At 66.3% G+C, this 17,433-nt stretch carries 13 protein-coding genes; 8 read left to right on the top strand and 5 right to left on the bottom strand.

Annotated elements, in window-relative coordinates; all coding sequences use genetic code 11:
- The first annotated feature begins 23 nt into the window (after window positions 1-23).
- The 7 genes from RUU78_RS12090 to RUU78_RS12060 all read left to right on the top strand — a co-directional run bounded on the left by RUU78_RS12090 (window position 24) and on the right by RUU78_RS12060 (window position 6,611).
- Entirely contained in the window at window positions 24-575 is a 552-nt protein-coding gene (locus tag RUU78_RS12090) for an alpha/beta hydrolase (protein ID WP_313916913.1), read from the top strand.
- On the top strand, window positions 572-2,704 hold the full coding sequence (gene rlmKL / locus RUU78_RS12085) for a bifunctional 23S rRNA (guanine(2069)-N(7))-methyltransferase RlmK/23S rRNA (guanine(2445)-N(2))-methyltransferase RlmL (protein WP_313916911.1): 2,133 nt from the start codon (window positions 572-574) through the stop codon (window positions 2,702-2,704). The genes RUU78_RS12090 and rlmKL overlap by 4 nt, the downstream gene beginning before the upstream one ends.
- 139 nt (window positions 2,705-2,843) lie before the next feature.
- Window positions 2,844-3,296, top strand: coding sequence for a hypothetical protein (locus RUU78_RS12080; protein ID WP_313916910.1), 453 nt, complete (start codon window positions 2,844-2,846; stop codon window positions 3,294-3,296).
- Between the two features lie 199 nt (window positions 3,297-3,495).
- Window positions 3,496-4,155, top strand: a complete 660-nt coding sequence (locus RUU78_RS12075; RefSeq protein WP_313916907.1) for a methyltransferase domain-containing protein — start codon at window positions 3,496-3,498, stop codon at window positions 4,153-4,155.
- Between the two features lie 58 nt (window positions 4,156-4,213).
- Window positions 4,214-5,617, top strand: coding sequence for a glutamate--tRNA ligase (gltX, locus tag RUU78_RS12070; RefSeq protein ID WP_313916906.1), 1,404 nt, complete (start codon window positions 4,214-4,216; stop codon window positions 5,615-5,617).
- A 93-nt stretch (window positions 5,618-5,710) separates the two neighbouring features.
- On the top strand, window positions 5,711-6,070 hold the full coding sequence (locus tag RUU78_RS12065; protein WP_313916904.1) for a hypothetical protein: 360 nt from the start codon (window positions 5,711-5,713) through the stop codon (window positions 6,068-6,070).
- A gap of 94 nt (window positions 6,071-6,164) precedes the next feature.
- The gene (locus RUU78_RS12060; RefSeq protein WP_313916902.1) at window positions 6,165-6,611 is read left to right on the top strand and encodes a DUF4870 domain-containing protein; all 447 of its coding nucleotides are present in this window, start codon (window positions 6,165-6,167) and stop codon (window positions 6,609-6,611) included.
- A 396-nt stretch (window positions 6,612-7,007) separates the two neighbouring features.
- Here the strand turns inward: RUU78_RS12060 and RUU78_RS12055 are convergent, their stop codons facing one another.
- From RUU78_RS12055 to dnaE, 5 genes are all read right to left on the bottom strand, one after another.
- Window positions 7,008-7,925, bottom strand: coding sequence for a farnesyl diphosphate synthase (locus RUU78_RS12055; RefSeq protein WP_313916900.1), 918 nt, complete (start codon window positions 7,923-7,925; stop codon window positions 7,008-7,010).
- Window positions 7,925-8,179 carry an exodeoxyribonuclease VII small subunit gene (locus RUU78_RS12050; RefSeq protein WP_313916898.1) on the bottom strand — a complete coding sequence of 85 codons (255 nt, stop codon included), beginning with the start codon at window positions 8,177-8,179 and terminating at the stop codon, window positions 7,925-7,927. Before RUU78_RS12050 ends, RUU78_RS12055 begins: the two co-directional genes overlap by 1 nt.
- A 92-nt stretch (window positions 8,180-8,271) precedes the next feature.
- Window positions 8,272-9,585, bottom strand: a complete 1,314-nt coding sequence (tilS, locus tag RUU78_RS12045; RefSeq protein ID WP_313916896.1) for a tRNA lysidine(34) synthetase TilS — start codon at window positions 9,583-9,585, stop codon at window positions 8,272-8,274.
- Between the two features lie 22 nt (window positions 9,586-9,607).
- A complete protein-coding gene (locus RUU78_RS12040) occupies window positions 9,608-10,564 on the bottom strand; it encodes an acetyl-CoA carboxylase carboxyltransferase subunit alpha (protein WP_313916895.1) in 957 nt (318 codons plus the stop codon).
- Between the two features lie 87 nt (window positions 10,565-10,651).
- Window positions 10,652-14,212 carry a DNA polymerase III subunit alpha gene (gene dnaE / locus RUU78_RS12035; protein WP_313916893.1) on the bottom strand — a complete coding sequence of 1,187 codons (3,561 nt, stop codon included), beginning with the start codon at window positions 14,210-14,212 and terminating at the stop codon, window positions 10,652-10,654.
- Window positions 14,213-14,418: 206 nt separating this feature from the next.
- Here dnaE and RUU78_RS12030 point away from each other — a divergent pair, with 206 nt between their 5' ends.
- A complete protein-coding gene (locus RUU78_RS12030; RefSeq protein WP_313916891.1) occupies window positions 14,419-17,277 on the top strand; it encodes a penicillin acylase family protein in 2,859 nt (952 codons plus the stop codon).
- Window positions 17,278-17,433: the final 156 nt, after the last annotated feature.

The following is a 17,433-nucleotide window of genomic DNA, read 5'->3' as shown; positions in this document are numbered from 1 at the left end:
CACCGCCGTACGCGAGGAATCCGATGAAAGGCCACGTCATTCTGTCGCACGGGTCGGACAGTGGTCCGGAAGGCACTAAGGTAATGGCGCTCGCCGCCGTGGCAATGGCCTGCGGTTGGCGCGCGAGCCGCGCCGACTACCGCGACCTCGATGCGCGCGGCATGGTGGCCTGCATCGATCCGCGTATCGCACGTTTGCGGCAGATGATGCGCCCCGGCGAGCGGACTGTGCTTGTGGGGTCCAGCATGGGCGCCTTCGTGTCGGGGCTCGCGTCGATCGAGATGAGCATCGCCGGACTGTTCCTGATCGCGCTGCCGCTGGAGATTCCCGGCTACGAGAATCCGTTCGACGCGGCACGCGTGCCGACCGTCGTGGCGCACGGCTGGAACGACGAACTCTGCCCGGCCTCCGAGGTAGTGTCGTTCGCGCGGCAGCGGCGCAGTACCTTGCTGATGGTGCCGGACACCCATCGTCTGGCCGAGCACGTCGAACTGATCGCCGAGCATTTCCGTGCGTTCCTCGCGACGGTCGACGCCCAACCGGACCTGGCCGCGCCGGCCGACGTGGTGGAATGAGCGCCGTGCTGAAGCTGTTCGCGACGTGCCCGAAGGGTCTGGAATACCTGCTGCGCGACGAGTTGGCGGAACTCGGCGCGACCGAGGTGCGCGAGGCACTGGCTGGTGTGCATTTCAGCGGCACGTTGGAAATCGCGTATCGCGTCTGCCTGTGGTCGCGCCTGGCCAGTCGCGTGCTGCTGCCGCTGGCGGAGTTCGACGCGGCCGACGGCGAGGCCTTGTATGACGGTGTCGCCAGCGTCGATTTCGCTGCCCACCTGGCCGCCGAAGGCCGTTTCGCGATCGACGCCGTCGGTGCGACGCGCGGCATCAGCCACAGCCATTACGCCGTGCAACGGGTCAAGGACGCCCTGGTCGACCAGTTCCGTCAGCGCCTGGGCACACGGCCTGATGTCGATACGGAAAGACCCGATGTGCGTCTGAACCTGCTGCTGCGGCGTGAGCGCGGAACGCTGTCTCTGGACCTGTCCGGCGCACCGCTGCACCAGCGCGGCTGGCGCCGTGGCCACGGCAAGGCCTCGCTCAAGGAGAATCTCGCCGTCGCTCTGCTGCTTCGGGCCCAATGGCCTGCCGTGCACGCGGCCGGCGGCGCGTTGGTCGATCCGCTGTGTGGTTCGGGCACTCTGCTGATCGAAGCGGCCTGGATGGCAGCCGATGTGGCGCCAGGGTGGAAACGCGAATACTACGGCGTCGACGGCTGGCTCGGCCACGATGCGTCGCTGTGGCAGCGTCTGCGCGGCGAAGTCGACGAACGCGCCCAGCGTGGACTGTCGGCATTGGCGCCGAAGTTCTTCGGTTTCGACGATGATCCACAGGCGCTGGAAGATGCTCGCCACAATGCACAGCAGGCCGGCGTTGCCGGGTTCGTGCACCTGGGCAGGCAGTCACTGGCGCAGCTCAAGCGGCCGCAGGCCTGCGACGCAGGACTCGTCATCACCAACCCGCCGTACGGCCAGCGCCTCGGTGAGCGAAATGATCTGCAGCCCCTGTATCGCGAACTTGGCGAAAAGCTCATCGCCGAGTTTTCCGGCTGGCGTGCCAGCGTGATCACCTCCGACGCGGATCTCGGCCGCGCGATCGGCTTGCGCGCGGTCAAACGCTATGCGGTCTACAACGGTGCGCTGGAATGCCAACTGCTGAACTTCGATCTGGCCGAACGCACGCCATCGGCACCGCGCGAGGCCAAGCCGCTGTCGGACGGCGCGCAGATGCTGAAGAATCGACTCGACAAGAACCGGCGCCACCTGCGTAAGCGGCTCGAACGCGAAGGCGTGCAGTGCTATCGCATCTACGACGCTGATCTGCCCGAATATGCGGCCGCGATCGACGTTTACGGCGATCACCTGCATATCCAGGAGTACCAGGCACCTGCGACGATCGACGAGGAAACCGCGCGCCAGCGCTGGCGCGAGATCGTGCGCGTCGCGAGTGAGGTCTTCGCGATTCCGCGCGAGCGCATTGCGCTCAAGCAGCGCTATCGCGGCAAGGGTGGCGAGAAGTATGGCCGCATGGCGCAGCGCGAACAATTCCTGACCGTCCCGGAAGGTGGCCTGCAGTTTCTCGTCAATCTGTGGGACTACCTCGATACCGGCCTGTTTCTCGATCATCGGCCACTGCGCAGCCGAGTGCGTGAGCTCGCGCGCGGCCAGCGATTCCTGAACCTGTTCTGCTACACCGGGGCGGTCAGCGTCTATGCTGCGGCCGGCGGTGCGACCAGTACCACCAGCGTGGACCTGTCGACGACCTACCTCGAATGGGCTTCGCGCAACCTTGCGCTGAACACCTTCATCGGTGCGCGCCATCGTCTGGTACAAGCCGATGCGGCGACCTTCCTCGAGCGCGATCGCGAACTGTACGAACTCATTTACGTCGATCCGCCGACGTTCTCGAACTCCAAGCGTGCCGAGGATTTCGACGTGCAGCGTGACCACGTGCGCCTGCTGAAGCTTTGCGCCGAGCGCCTGGTGCCCGGCGGACTGATCCTGTTTTCCAACAATTACCGCAGGTTCCAGCTGGATACCGAAGCACTGGCCGGCTGGGATATCCGCGAAATCAGCGCGAGCACCATTCCGTTCGATTTCGAGCGCAACCCACGCATCCATCGGGCCTGGGAGCTACGCGCGCCGTGATCCGCCATTCCGTCGGCGGCACTCGAGGAAATGTCAGAAAATCGTTAATTGGCGTTGACAAACCGCGTAAAGATTCGATAAGCGGCGATTCAGCCGCGACGCCCCAGCATGCGAACCGCAAACCCGCAGGATCATCGCCATGCATGCCCAAACCCAAAAATCGTTTCGTCGCTTCGTTCTCGTCCTCGTAACGTTCGCCGCGCTGGCTTTCGGTTCCGCGGCGAGCGCTCGGGATCATTTCAATATCAGCATCGGTGGTCCTGGCTACGGCATCAGCTACTCCAACTCCCACCGGGGTGGCAGCCACTGGGGCGGCCACTACAGCAACTATGGCCCCAGCTACGGCTATGGCTACGGTCATCGTGGCGGCTATCGGGGCCCCTACCGCGGCGGCTATTCCTACTACGCGCCGTATCCTGCGTATCGTCCCGTCGTCGTTCACCATCGGCCTGTGGTCGTGCGTCGTCCGGTCGTCGTGCGTCATGTCGATCGTTACTACGACCACGATGACGGCTACTACGGCCGCTCGAACGATCGCTACTACGATCGCGACGACCGCTACGACGATCGTGATCGCTACTACGACCGCTGAGCGCGTCATTTCAAACGGGTAGAACCCATCCCTCCGGCAGCGTCTGGTCACTACCGGGAACCGGCCCCGCCATCCTCCGCTGAGATGGCGGGGCTTTCTTTTTTGCCGTCTGTTCGCCACGCTCCGGGCCTGGCGTGCGGGCGTCGCGCGTACGCGCGGGCTCGTGGTACAAAGGGCGCCGTTCTCGACGGTAACCTCAATGCAATATCGCGCCAAGCCGACTCGCGGCGGCAATGGGCCTTCTCCCACCCTGACTTTTTTTCGCCAGTGGCTGAAGAATCCGCTGTCGGTGGCTGCACTTTCGCCGTCGGGCAAACAGCTGGCCCGTCTCATGGTGCGTGAACTGCCGAAGAATGCTCAGCGCGTCGTCGAGCTCGGCGGCGGGACGGGCGTGTTTACCCAGGCCATGCTCGATCATGGCATTGCGCCGCAGCATCTGCTTGTGGTCGAACTCAATGAGGAACTGCATCAGTTCCTGCAAAACCGGTTTTCCGACGTTACGGTGGTCTGCGGAGACGCTTGCCAGCTTCCCGCGCTGGTCAAGCAGACGTCTTTCGACACTGAGGGCAGCGTTGACGCCATAGTCAGCGGGCTGGGATTGCTTTCCATGCCGCGCAGCTTGCAGCGCGACATCCTGCAGGCCGCGTTCGCCGTGCTCGGTGCGGAAGGCCGCATGATTCAATTTACCTACGGGCCGGTCAGTCCCGTGCCGCGCGAGATGCTCGACGAGCTCGGCCTGACTGTCCGCCGCGGGGGCTTCGCCTGGTGGAACATCCCGCCTGCGTCGGTGTTCGTCTATCAGCGTTCACGCTCGCGGCCCATCACGCCGGTGCGTGCCGGCGAACGTAACGGCGCTTGAGCGGGGCAGCGCATCGCGGTTTGCTAACATACGCGCCCTTTTGCCGTTGAAGCCTGCGATGACCGTTCGTACCCGCTTTGCTCCAAGTCCTACCGGCTATCTCCACATCGGCGGCGCGCGTACCGCCCTGTACTGCTGGCTGGAAGCGCGGCATCGCGGTGGCGAGTTCATCCTGCGCATCGAGGACACCGATCGCGAGCGCTCGACCGAGGCCGCCGTGCAGGCGATCCTCGACGGCATGCAGTGGCTGCGACTCGGTCACGATGAAGGCCCGTACTATCAGACCCTGCGCATGGAGCGCTATCGGCAGGTTGCCGAGGACCTCGTGCGTGCCGGCAAGGCCTATTACGCGTACGAGACCAAGGACGAGCTGGAAGCCCTGCGCGCAGCCCAGATGGCCGCCACCGTCAAGCCGCGCTACAACGGCGCGTATCGCGAGCGCAACGAGCCAGTGCGCGACGATCCGAACCGTGTCATCCGCTTCAAGAATCCGCAGAGCGGTTCGGTGGTGTTCCAGGACAAGGTCAAGGGACGCATCGAGTGGAGCAATGAGGAACTCGATGATCTGGTGATCTTCCGCTCCGACGGCTTCCCGACCTACAACTTCGCCGTCGTGGTCGATGACATCGACATGAAGATCAGCGACGTGATCCGTGGCGACGACCATGTCAACAACACGCCGCGCCAGATCAATATCTACAACGCGCTGAATGCGCCGGCGCCAAACTTCGCGCACCTGCCCATGATCCTCGGTGCCGACGGGCAGAAACTGTCCAAGCGCCACGGCGCGGTCAGTGTCATGCAGTACCGCGACGACGGCTTCCTGCCGCACGCGCTGCTGAATTATCTCGTCCGGCTCGGCTGGTCGCATGGCGACCAGGAGATCTTCTCGCGCGAGCAGATGGTGAACCTGTTCGATGTGGCCGACGTGAACCATTCGGCGGCGCGGTTCGATCTCGAAAAACTGTCCTGGCTGAATCAGCAGTACATCAAGAACGACGACCCCGAAAGCCTCGTGCCGCATCTGCAGTGGCACCTGGATGCCTGCGGCTACGACCTGTCCGCGGGTCCGGCGCCGGCCGACGTCATCGTCGCGCTGCGCGAGCGCTGCCGTACTCTGAAGGAACTGGCCGAGAAGGCCGCCGTCTGGTACGGCCCGATCGCGAGCTGGGACGATGCCGCCGTGGCAAAGCACCTGACCACGCCGACCGCCGTGCCGGCGCTCCAGGCCGTGCATGTGTCGCTGGCGGCATTGACTGAGTGGAAAGTGGAACAGGTGCACTCGGCGATCGAGGCGGCTGCCGCAGCGATTGGCGAGGGCATGGGCAAGGTGGCGCAGCCTCTGCGCGTGGCCATGACTGGCACGCAGGTATCGCCCGCGATCGATCAGACGGTCTATCTCGCCGGGAAGCCACGCGCGCTGACCCGGATCGAGGAAGCGCTCAAGCGCGCCGGCGCCTGAGGCCCGGCATGTTGCATCGCGTTCAGTCGCCCCGGAACCCGCCGTGCCCCTCTCATTGCCGCTTAAGCATTCCAGCGTGCTGACAGTCTGACGATGGAAGCCTGGCTCGAACGTCTGATGCAGGGCATCGATACGGACTCGCCGGATGCGACGCTGCTGGTGTTCGTGCGCCTCATGGGCATGATCGACTGGTGGCTGCTGCTCTGGCTCACGCTGCTGTGCATGGCCGTGGGCGGACTGATCGGCTGGTGGCGCGGCAGCTTCTGGCGCGACGTGGCGCTGGCCGCGGCGCTTGGGCCGCTGGGATGGATCGTCTCGTTCCTGCTGCCGTTGCCCGATCGCCGTTGCCCGTGCTGCGGCAAATCGAACCGTGCCCGCGCAAGAGGCTGCATCCACTGCGCAGCGCAGCTATCCCCGACCAAGCGCGGGCAGCAGGCAGCACAGCGGAAATAGTGGCGCAATGGATCATTGCAATCCCTGACCTACAGCGGTTGACGCCGTGCGCCGCGAAGACGATCGTGGACCCCACACCGCGCAGGAGACAACCATGAGCACGCAACCCAACGGCCCGGACATGCTGCCCCCGTCCGATCTGCCCCCGCCGCCACCGCCGGTTTCGCCGATCGGTTCGCCGAGCCAGGACGAGCGTCAATGGGCCATGTTCGCGCACCTCTCGGCGCTGCTCGGCGCACTGCTCACGGGAGGCATCGGCGTTTTTGCCGGTCCGCTCGTGATCTGGCTCATCAAGAAGGAAACCATGCCCTTTGTCGATGACCAGGGCAAGGAAGCGCTGAACTTCAACATCACCATCGCCATCGTCGGCGTCGCGCTGGTCATTCTGACCGTCGTCACGCTCGGGATCGGCATTCTGCTGACGTTGCCGGTGGGCCTTGCTGTGACGGTCGCATGGCTCGTGTTGACAGTCATCGCAGCAATCAAGTCCAGCGAAGGGGTGAGCTATCGCTACCCCCTGACCCTGCGGCTGATCAACTGATCTCGCCCTGAGTCGGGCGGGGAGGCGCGGGCGGCCCGTATCGGCTGCCCGCGCCGCATAGGGCGTCGCCGGTCTCTGCTCGCCGTACGGATCCGATCGGGAGCGATCGGCCACGTCCGCGCCGGCTTGGCGAATCCGGCTATGCAGAACGTTGGTGCAAGGCGTTGGCCCGCCAATCCCGCTGCCCATGCAAGTCGTCATCGACGCCGGCACAGCTGGCCCGGGTTCCTCACGCCCCTTCCGCTGCGGCCGCCGATACGCTCGCCCTGACGCGCGCTGCTCCCGCGTGTCGGCTTGACGTGGTGCCGACTACGCCTTCTCCGTCACCGAAGTCCGCGGCGCGCATCAGGACGGCATCTCGACGGCCTCGCTATGAAGCGATGTGAGCAATCCGGGCTAGCTCGCGCGCTTGGCGACGAAATGCGCAATCTGCACGAGCTCGTGCATGCGCGCACCGAAAGTCCCGGCGGCGGCAACTGCTTCGTACGTCAATTGCTCCAGCAGACGCCTCGATTCGTTCAGGCCGTGGATGGCGGGGTAGGTAGGCTTGTCGTTGGCGGCGTCCTTGCCGGCCGTCTTGCCGATGACGTGGCTTTCGCCTTCGACGTCGAGAATGTCGTCGCGGATCTGGAAGGCGAGGCCGACACAACGACCATAGCGTTCCAGCGCTTCGAGTTCGGTGCGGCCGTGGCATCCCGCCGCCAGGGCTCCCAACTGCACTGAGGCGCGGATCAGCGCGCCGGTCTTGTGGCTATGCATGCGTTCCAGATCGCCGGCGTCCAGGCGTTTGCCGACCGCGGCAAGGTCCAGCGCCTGGCCGCCAGCCATGCCCTGCGAACCGCAGGCCGTACCGAGCACGCGCAGCATCTCCACGCGCGTTGCGGCGTCCACCTGCAGCTGCGTATCCGCAGCCAGCAGTTCGAACGCAAGGGCCTGCAAAGCGTCGCCGGCCAGAATGGCCATGGCTTCGCCGAACACGATGTGACAGGTCGGCCGGCCGCGGCGCAGCGCGTCGTCATCCATTGCCGGCAGGTCGTCGTGGGCCAGTGAATACGCGTGAATGATTTCAACTGCGGCCGCGGCCGCGTCGAGTTCCTCGAGCGTGGCGCCGAGTGCGTGACCGGTCGCATAGACGAGCAGCGGCCGCAGGCGCTTGCCACCGCCGAGCACCGCGTAGCGCATGGCGCGGTGCAACTCGACCGGCGCCTGGTTCTCGGGCGGAAGAAATCGCGAGAGCTGCGCTTCGGCACGGTCGGAATAGGCCAGCAGCGCAGCGGACAATGCTGCGGCGGCAGGTACGGCAGCGTCACTCATCAGGGCATTTCGGGCTGGAACGGCGCGGCGCTGTCCGGATCGGCCGGATCCAGCAGCAGGCGCACGCGCAGCTCGGCCTGTTCCAGCGCGCTCTGGCAATTGCGGTACAGGGACACGCCGCGCTCGAACGAACTCAGTGAATCGTCGAGGCTCAGATCGCCGTGCTCCATGCGGGCGACGAGTTGTTCGAGCTCGTCCAGCGACTTCTCGAAGTCGACGATCTGATCGGGCGTTTGGGTGACGGCGTTGGACATGGACGGAACCTAACGTAGTGCCTGGAGGCGGTCAATCGAGAAGGGGACAGGAAGGCCTGGGGAATGAGAGCAGGGACACGCTTTGTCCTCGCTCACGCTTTTTGCGACGCGTTCGGATCGAACCGGAGCGGTCCGCCGCACAGGGTTTCGGCTGCCGCGCTGTGCCACAGGTCGGCCACCGCGAGCAGTTCGTCCCCGGCGTATACCAGCGGCAGGCGGCCGCGTTGCCAGGGTGGCACACCGGCCTGCTGCAGCAGGTCGCGCAGGTCGCGCGTGTGCGCCTGGTCGTGTGGGCGCAGACGCTCGCCGCCGCGGCGCCACCGCACTGTCAGCGCCAGCGGCGTTGCAGGATCTGCGGCGAGCGCAAGGGTGCCGCAGCAGGCCGGCAGTTGCAGTGTGCCGCGGCCGTCCCAGGCCTGCTCCCAGGCGGGATCGGGCGCGATCTGCGGTGCCTGCGCATAGAGCAGGCCGCGGTAGCGGCGCAGCTCGGCGCCAGCCCAGCTCACGCACGGGTTGCGATCATCGCCGGCGTCGCGCAGCTGTCGCTGCAATTGATCAATATGGACATGTTCCGGAGTGGGCAGGTCCAGGCCGCGCAGCCACAGGCGCAAGGTCAATGGACGCAGCGCGTCGCCTAGCTCCAGCCACGCCGGCCAGGCCAGGGTGGCCGGGTCCAGACCCTGAATCTGCACCAGCGCCATCGCCGCGTCGCGCTGCAGTTGTTCCGCTGCGGCGTTCATCCAGCGCGCGCTGTGGCCCACCGCCGTGTCCAGGCGCGGCCAGCGTGCCCGCAGCGGCGGCAGCACCGTATGGCGCAGGAAATTGCGAGCGTGACGCGTATCGGTGTTACTGGGGTCGTCGATCCACTGAAGCGAATGCGCCTGCGCGTAGGCCTGCAGCGCCGTGCGCGGCAACGGCAGCAGCGGTCGCCAGAGCAGGTGCTCGCCGAGCCGTCGCAGCGCGCGCATGCCGCGCAGGCCTTCGGGGCCGGCGCCGCGCAGCAGTTTCAGCATCACGGTCTCGGTCTGGTCGTCGGCGTGGTGGGCCAGCACAAGGATCGCGCCCGCGGGCAGATGCTGGCGGAACGCTGCCAGTCGCGCCGCGCGCGCGGCGGCTTCGAGTCCGTCGCCGTCGGCGCGCCGCACCGCGACGCGCACGATGCGCAGCGGCAGCTGCAGTCCTGCGGCCGTGAGCTGGCAGTGCTGCGCCCAATCGGCGCTTTCCGCCTGCAGTCCGTGGTCGACGTGGATCGCACTGAGGCCCCGCGCGCGCGCCGAGGGCAGGCTTGCCAGGGCATGCAGCAATGCCAGCGAATCCAGTCCGCCGCTATAGCCGACGCAGAGCGGTCCGGGGGCGAGCGCGGCGAGCGCCGTCTCGAGGTGTCGTAGCAGGGCCAGGGCGCTCATCGCTCAAACGTCCCGGCCCGCATCAACTCTTGTAGGCGCCGTACTTGCGCAGGCGCTGGTAGCGCTGTTCCAGCAGGGTCGGCGCGTCGAGGCGTTCGAGCGCATCGATCTGCGCCAGCAGTACCTGCTTGAGTTTCTCTGCCATCGCCTGCGGGTCGCGGTGAGCGCCGCCTAGCGGTTCGCTGACGATCTGGTCGATGAGACCGTTCTCGAGCAGGCGCGGCGCGGTAAGACCCATTACCTCTGCCGCGTCCTTCGCGCGTTCGGCACTCTTCCACAGGATGGAGGCGCAGCCTTCCGGCGTGATCACCGAATAGGTGCTGTACTCCAGCATCAGCGTGCGGTCGCCAACGCCGATCGCGAGCGCGCCGCCAGAGCCGCCTTCGCCGGTCACGGTGCAGATGATGGGTACGCGCAGCTCGGACATTTCGAGCAGATTGCGCGCGATCGCTTCGGACTGGCCGCGCTCTTCCGCGCCGACGCCCGGATACGCGCCCGGTGTATCGATGAAGGTGAGGATCGGCAGGCGGAACCGTTCCGCCAGCTTCATGAGGCGCAGTGCCTTGCGATAGCCCTCGGGACGCGGCATGCCGAAATTGCGCCGGATCTTGGTCTTGGTGTCGCGGCCTTTCTGGTGGCCGATGATGACGACGCTGCGTCCGTCGATGCGACCGACTCCACCGACGATGGCTGCGTCGTCGGCATAGGCGCGATCGCCGGCGAGCTCGACGAATTCCTCGCAGATCGACCGGATGTAGTCCAATGTGTACGGGCGCGACGGATGCCGTGCGAGCTGGGAAACCTGCCAGGGCGTGAGATTCCGGAAAATCTCGGCGGTCTTCAGCTTTAGCTTGTCACGCAGGCGCGCTATCTCTTCGTCGATATTGAACGCTTGGCCATGGCTGGCATGCCGCAGCTCCTGGATCTTGCCTTCCAGTTCGGCGATAGGCTGTTCAAAGTCGAGAAAGTTCGGGTTCATTCGTGGCGCATGTACGGACAAAGGTGCGCAGTATAGCGACTTGACGGGCCAACCTGTTGAGTGGGACCGACCGCAGTCCAGGCCAGCTTATTCGCCGCCGCCGTTGGACGGTGTTTGCGCGCGCGCGAGCACGAGGTTGTCGCTGGTGCCAGGCAGCTGGCGCAGCGCCCGCAGCAGCGCCGGGCTGGTACGCACGCGCCATTCCGCCGACAGGTCGAGCTTGCAGCCGCCGCCGTGCCGGTTGGTGTATTCCAGCCGCACCGGCGTCTGCCCGCCGCGATAGCCCAGGAGCGTGGCCTTGAGCTGATCGGCATAGCCGGGTGCCGGTGCTTTGATGCCGATATGCAGCGCGCGCGCGAAGCGCTCGCAGGCCTGCTCCAGCGTCAGCACGCTGCGCGCGCGCAACTGGTTGGCGTTGGAGAAATCGTCGAAGGACAGGCCGCCTTCGATGATGAGGGTTGCACCCTGCGCGAGCAGATGGCCGTATTCGGCGTAGGCGTCGCGGAAGAAGCTGGTCTCGATGCGTCCGCTCCAGTCCTCGAGCGTGACGAACGCCATCGAATCGCCGCGCTTGCGCAGCGCGACCACCTGCCCGGCGACGGTCCAGGGCGTGTCCGGGCCGCGGCGGAAACGGTTGTCGCCCTCGTCGCCTTCCTTCTTCTTGAATTTCGGCGGCTGGAACTTGTGCTCGATCTGGCCGATTTCACAGGTGGCCAACTGCATAAGTTGAGGCTTCCAGGTGTCAGTCGGATGGCCCGACAGGTAATAGCCCAGGGTCTCGCGCTCGCCGGCCAGCAGTTGCTCTAGGGGCCACTCGTCCACGTCCGGCGGCATCTGCACGATAGTCTGCGCGCCCATGCCCGTGCCGAAGATGTCGACCTGTCCGCTCTGCCGGTCCTTCAGCGCCTGCTCGGCGGCCTTGGCCGCTTCGGGCAGGTGCGTCATCAGCGTTGCGCGGTTCTTGCCGGCGAGGCCGTCGACCGCGCCGGACTTGATCAGCGCCTCGAGCACGCGCTTGTTGAGCTTCTGTGCATCGACGCGCTGGCAGAAATCGAGCAGGCTGGCGTAGGCGCCTCCGCGCGCGCGTTCCTGCACGATGCTGTCGCAGGCGCCATGTCCGACGCCCTTGATCGCGCCGAGGCCGCAGCGGATCGCGCCGTCGTCCTGCGCCTCGAACATGTACGCCGAGGCATTGACGTGCGGCGGCAGCACGCGGATGTTCATCGCGCGCGCTTCGTCGCGGAAATTGACGACCTTGTCGGTGTTGTCCATGTCCGAGGACAGCACCGCGGCCATGAACTCGGCCGGGTAGTGCACCTTGAGCCAGGCGGTCTGGTAGGCGACCAGCGCGTAGGCGGCCGAATGCGACTTGTTGAAGCCGTATTCGGCGAACTTTTCCATCAGGTCGAAGATCGAGCTGGCGCGCTGCGGATCGACGTTGTTGGCTGCTGCCCCGGCCTCGAACTTGCTGCGCTCCTTGGCCATCTCCTCGGGCTTCTTCTTGCCCATGGCGCGGCGCAGCAGGTCGGCGCCGCCCAGCGAATAGCCGGCCAGCACCTGAGCGATCTGCATCACCTGTTCCTGGTACACGATGACGCCATAGGTCGGCGCGAGCACAGGTTCCAGCGAGGGATGCGGATAAGTCACGGCGGCATTGCCGTGCTTGCGGTCGACCCAGTCGCGATCCATTCCCGAGCCCAGCGGGCCGGGACGGAACAGGGCCGCGAGCGCGATGATGTCTTCGAAGCGGTCGGGCCTGGCGCGCTTGAGCAGCTCTCGCATGCCGCGCGATTCGAACTGGAACACCGCAACGGTGTCGCCGCGTGCGAACAGCTTGTAGGACTCGGCGTCGTCCAGCGGCAGCGCGGTGATGTCGATGGCTGCTTCGGCACGCCGCGCGCGCCGCGCGTTGATCGCCTTGAGCGCCCAGTCGATGATGGTCAGCGTGCGCAAGCCGAGGAAGTCGAACTTGACCAGGCCTACCGATTCGACGTCGTCCTTGTCGAACTGGGTGACCACGCCGCCGCCGCCGGCTTCGCAATACAGCGGCGCGAAATCGGTCAGCCGGGACGGCGCGATGACGACGCCGCCGGCGTGCTTGCCGGCGTTGCGCGTGAGGTCTTCGAGTTCGCGTGCGAGGTCGAGCAGCGCCTTGACCTCTTCCTCGGCGTGGTAGCGCTGGATCAGTTCCGCCGAGGCGAGCGAGGAATCCTTGCGTGCGGCGTCGGACTCGCCGAGCGCATCGTCGAGGCTGATGCCCAGGGTCATCGGAATCAGCTTCGCGATGCTGTCGACGAAGCCGTAGGGGTGGCCGAGCACGCGGCCGCAGTCGCGCACCGCGGCCTTCGCCGCCATGGTGCCGTAGGTGATGATCTGGCTGACGTGGTCGCGGCCGTAGGTGTCGGCGACGTAATCGATGACGCGGTCGCGCCCGTCCATGCAGAAGTCGACGTCGAAGTCGGGCATCGACACGCGTTCCGGATTGAGGAAGCGCTCGAACAGCAGGTCGTACGGCAGCGGATCGAGGTCGGTGATGCCGAGGCTGTAGGCGACCAGTGAGCCCGCGCCGGAGCCGCGGCCCGGGCCGACCGGTATGTCGTTCTGCTTGGCCCAGTTGATGAAGTCGGCCACGATCAGGAAGTAGCCGGGAAAACCCATGCTGACGATGACGCCGACCTCGATCTCCAGGCGCTCGACATAGTCCTGCACGCTGCGGCCCGGCGCGGGGCCGTGCTTGTCCAGGCGGGCGCTCAGGCCCTTGCGCGCCTGGTCGAGAATGAACGTGTCGAGCGTGTGTCCCGGCGGCACCGGGAACGCGGGCAGGTAATAGGTGCCGAAAGAAAGTTCCAGATTGCAGCGTTTTGCAATTTCCACGCTGTTGTGCAGCGCGCCGGGCAGGTCGGCGAACAGCGCCTCCATCTCCTGTGGCGACTTGAGGTATTGCTCGGCGGTGTAGTCTCGCGGCCGCTTGGGGTCGGCCAGCACGCGGCCCTGGTGGATGCACACGCGCGCCTCGTGCGCGGCGAAATCCTCACGCAGCAGGAAGCGCACGTCGTTGGTGGCGACGACTGGGCAGTCCAGCGACGCGGCGAGGCGCAGCGCCGCCTCGTTGAACACGGTCTCGTTCGGATGGCCGACCCGGCACAGTTCGAAATACAGACCGTCGCCGAGCAGTCCCAGCCACTGGCCGCAGCGCGTTGCGGCGAGTTCGGTATTGCCGGCCAGCAGCAGGTGGCCGACATCGCTCTCGCGGCCGAGCAGAGCGATCAGGCCCTCACTCTGGCCGTGGATCCAGTCCGCGTCGACCTGGGCGAAATCGCCGTGCTGGCCTTCGGTGTACGCGCGCGAGATCAGGCGCGACAGATTCAGGTATCCGGTGCGGTTGCGGCACAGCACGGTCAGTCGTGTCGGCTTGTTGCGATCGGCCGGATTGGAGATCCACAGGTCGGCGCCGGCGATCGGCTTGACGCCGGCCTTCTCCGCGTCCCGATAGAACTTGACCAGCGCGAACAGGTTGACCTGGTCGGTCAGCGCGATCGCCGGCATGTCCGCCTTCGCACAGCCCTTGATCAGCGAAGCGATGCGGATGGTCGAGTCGATCAGCGAGTATTCGCTGTGGACATGCAGATGGACGAAACGGGCGGTCATCGAGATCGAGCAGGGCGCCCTGGGGGTCGGGCAGGTTAAGCGCCCTGGCCCGGGCGGACAAGACTTGACGCGCGCGCGAACCGCGTTCCTTCGCATGCCATTCAAACGTTCGTGTTGCAGCGCCGAATGCCCCGGAGGGCGCGGGCGTATACGCTCCGGGTTTGCCGCCGCGGCGATCGCGACGCGGCCTACCCGGGAGAACCGTCATGTTCCAGACCTGTGCGCGGCGCGGCCGTCAGCGCCGCCTGCTCGCCTTCGCCGTTGCCGCTGCGCTTGCGGGCGCGGCGTCCGCCGAGCCGATCAAGATTCCCGAACTCAGGGCCGCCGCCAGCGTCGCCACCGACGCCGAAGGCATTCCGCTGATCAAGGCGCAGAACGAACACGACCTGGCTTTCCTGCAGGGCTACGCGCATGCACGCGACCGCTTCTTCCAGATGGACTTCAGCCGCCGCGGCGCGAGCGGCACGGTAGCTGAGCTCGTCGGCCAGGCTGCCCTCGCCAACGATGTACAGACGCGCACGCTGGGCCTGCGCCGCGCCGCGTGGGCGACCTGGCAGGCGGCCAGCGACGACACCCGGGGCTGGCTCAAGGCCTATGCCGACGGCGTGAACTACTGGCTGCGCTCCACGGCCAGTCTGCCGCCGGAATACACGGCGCTCGAAATCAGCCAGGTCGAACCGTGGTCGCCGGTCGACAGCATCGTCATCGGCAAGGCACTCGCGTTCCAGCTGTCGTTCGACCTGGACATCCAGACCACACTGGAGCTCGGCGGCTACCAGCAGGCAGGCCAGGCCGGCGGCTTCGACGGCACGGCGCTGTACTTCGGCGATACCCATCGACTGGCGCCGCCCGACAACCGCGTGACGATCGCGCCGGCAGCCGGTGCGGCAGCCGGCGGCGCGCTCCCCGGCGAAATGCCCAAGGCAACGCCCAGCGTGTCGCCGCTCGATGCGACGACGCTGGAACTGGCTCGCGCCTACCGCGACAAGATCGCCGACCATCCGCTGATCGGCCCGCATCTCAAGCCGCGAGAAGGCCGCGCCGGATCGAACGAATGGGCTGTGTCCGGCAGCCTGACCCAGTCGGGCAAGGCCATCATGGCCAACGACCCGCACCTGAGCCTGGCGCTGCCGTCGGTATTCGTCGAGCAGCACCTGTACTCGACGAATCCGGCGATCAACGTCACCGGCGTGACCGTGGCCGGTGCGCCCGGCGTGATCCAGGGCTGCAACGACAAGCTGTGCTGGGGCACGACGACCAATCCGCTGGACGTGACCGACGTGTTCCAGGAAACCCTGCGCCTCAACAGTTACGGCCTGCCGTATGCGACCGTGCATGCGGGGGTGGAAGAGCCGGTCGAGTGGGTGTTCCAGAATTTCTATGTGAACAAAGTGGGCGACGGCCAGGCCAACAACCTCGCGCGCGACAACTCGGTCGGCTATACCAGCGGCGCGGTCACCGTGATCGTGCCGCGGCGCAACCGCGGTCCGATCGTGCAGATCTCCGGCGCCAGCGGCCTGTCGGTCGCCTATACCGGCTGGGGTGCGACGAGCGAGCTGGAATCCTTCCGCCGCATCAACCGGTCGCAAAATCTGGTCGAGTTCCAGCAGGCACTGAGCTATTTCGACGTCGGTTCGCAGAACTTCGCCTACGCCGACGTCGACGGCAACATCGCCTATTTCACGAGTGCGGAGCTGCCGCTGCGCACCGACCTGCAGACCTTGAACACCGCCGACGGCGGCCGTCCGCCGTGGCTGATCCGCGATGGTTCCGGGACGCTCAAGCACGACTGGCTCCCGCTGCAGGCGCGCCAGACCAACCAGGCCGTTCCGTTCGAGGTGCTGCCGTCAGCGGAAATGCCGCAGGTCATCAACCCGGCCAAGGGCTGGTTCGCGAATGCGAACAACGACCCGGTCGGCACGACGCTGGACAATAATCCGCTGAATCAGGTCCGTCCCGGCGGTGGCCTGTACTACCTCAATTTCAAGTATTCCTCGTACCGGCAGGGCCGTATCGACCGCAAGCTCGCCACGCAGGTCGCGAGCGGACAGAAGATCAGCGTCGCCGACATGAAGAAGCTGCAGGCGAACAACCAGCTCATGGACGCGGAGTTGCTGTCGCCGCACCTGATCACCGCGCTGAACCGCGGCAGGGCCGCCGGTGCCTGGGCACCGCTCGCCACCCTCGCCGCGGACGCGAAGGTGGCTGAGGCCGTGACACGCATCCAGGCCTGGGACTTCAGCACGCCGACCGGCCTCACCGAAGGCTTCGACCCGGGCGACAACCCGAATGCGCTGGCCGCGCCGAGTGCGGCGGAGATCGACGCGAGCGTCGCGGCGAGCCTGTTCGCGATCTGGCGTTCGCAGGCGATCCGCAACACCGTCGATGCGACGCTGGCGAAGGTCGGCCTCGGTTCGGCACTGCCGGGCGGCTCGGACGGCTACGCCGGACTCAAGTTCCTGCTCGACAACTTCGGCGTGCTGCGCGGCAAGGGCGCCTCCGGCCTCACCTTCTTCAGCGTGCCGGCGAGCGTGGGGGCGGCGCCGACGCCCGAGGATGCGCGCGACTACGTGCTGCTCAAGAGCATGCAGGACGGCCTCGCGCGGTTCGCGAGTGCGGATTTCGCTGCGGCATTCGGCGGCTCCACCACGCTCGCCGACTACCGCTGGGGCAAGCTGCATCGCATCGTGTTCGCGCATCCGCTCGGCGGTCCGTTCAATCTGCCCGGGGCCAATCCTTATGGATTTGGCAACTTTTCCCCAACGCTGCCGGGCGTGCCGCGCTCGGGCGGCTTCGACGCGGTCGATGCGTCGAGCCACAACGCGCGCGCGAACGGCGTCAATGAGTTCATGTATTCCAGCGGTCCGGCGCGGCGTTTCGTCGGCGAGATGACGACGCCGATCACCGCGAGCGAAATCATTCCGGGTGGGCAGAGCGCGGTACTCGGCAGTCCGCTGTACGCGAGCCAGCTCGGCCGCTGGCTGACCAACAACTACCATGCGCTGCCGGTGGACATTGCCGCCACGACGACCGCGTCGCCTGCGGTGCTGGAATTCATTCCCTAGGAAAGTCCCGAGCAGTTTCCTGGTCGACGCTCCTGTGAGCCACACCAGATCTCCACAGCCCCGGGCCAAAACCAGGGGGGTGGGCCGGCGCCCCCGTGTGGGGTGGCATTGTTTAAAAACAGCGGGTGTGGGGGGTGGAAAGTAAACCCCCCATAA

The sequence above is a fragment of the Tahibacter sp. genome (genome assembly GCF_032229445.1).
GTDB lineage: Bacteria > Pseudomonadota > Gammaproteobacteria > Xanthomonadales > Rhodanobacteraceae > Tahibacter.
The sequence above is the reverse complement of the archived record's forward strand: the minus strand, read 5'-3'. Positions and strand labels throughout refer to the sequence as shown.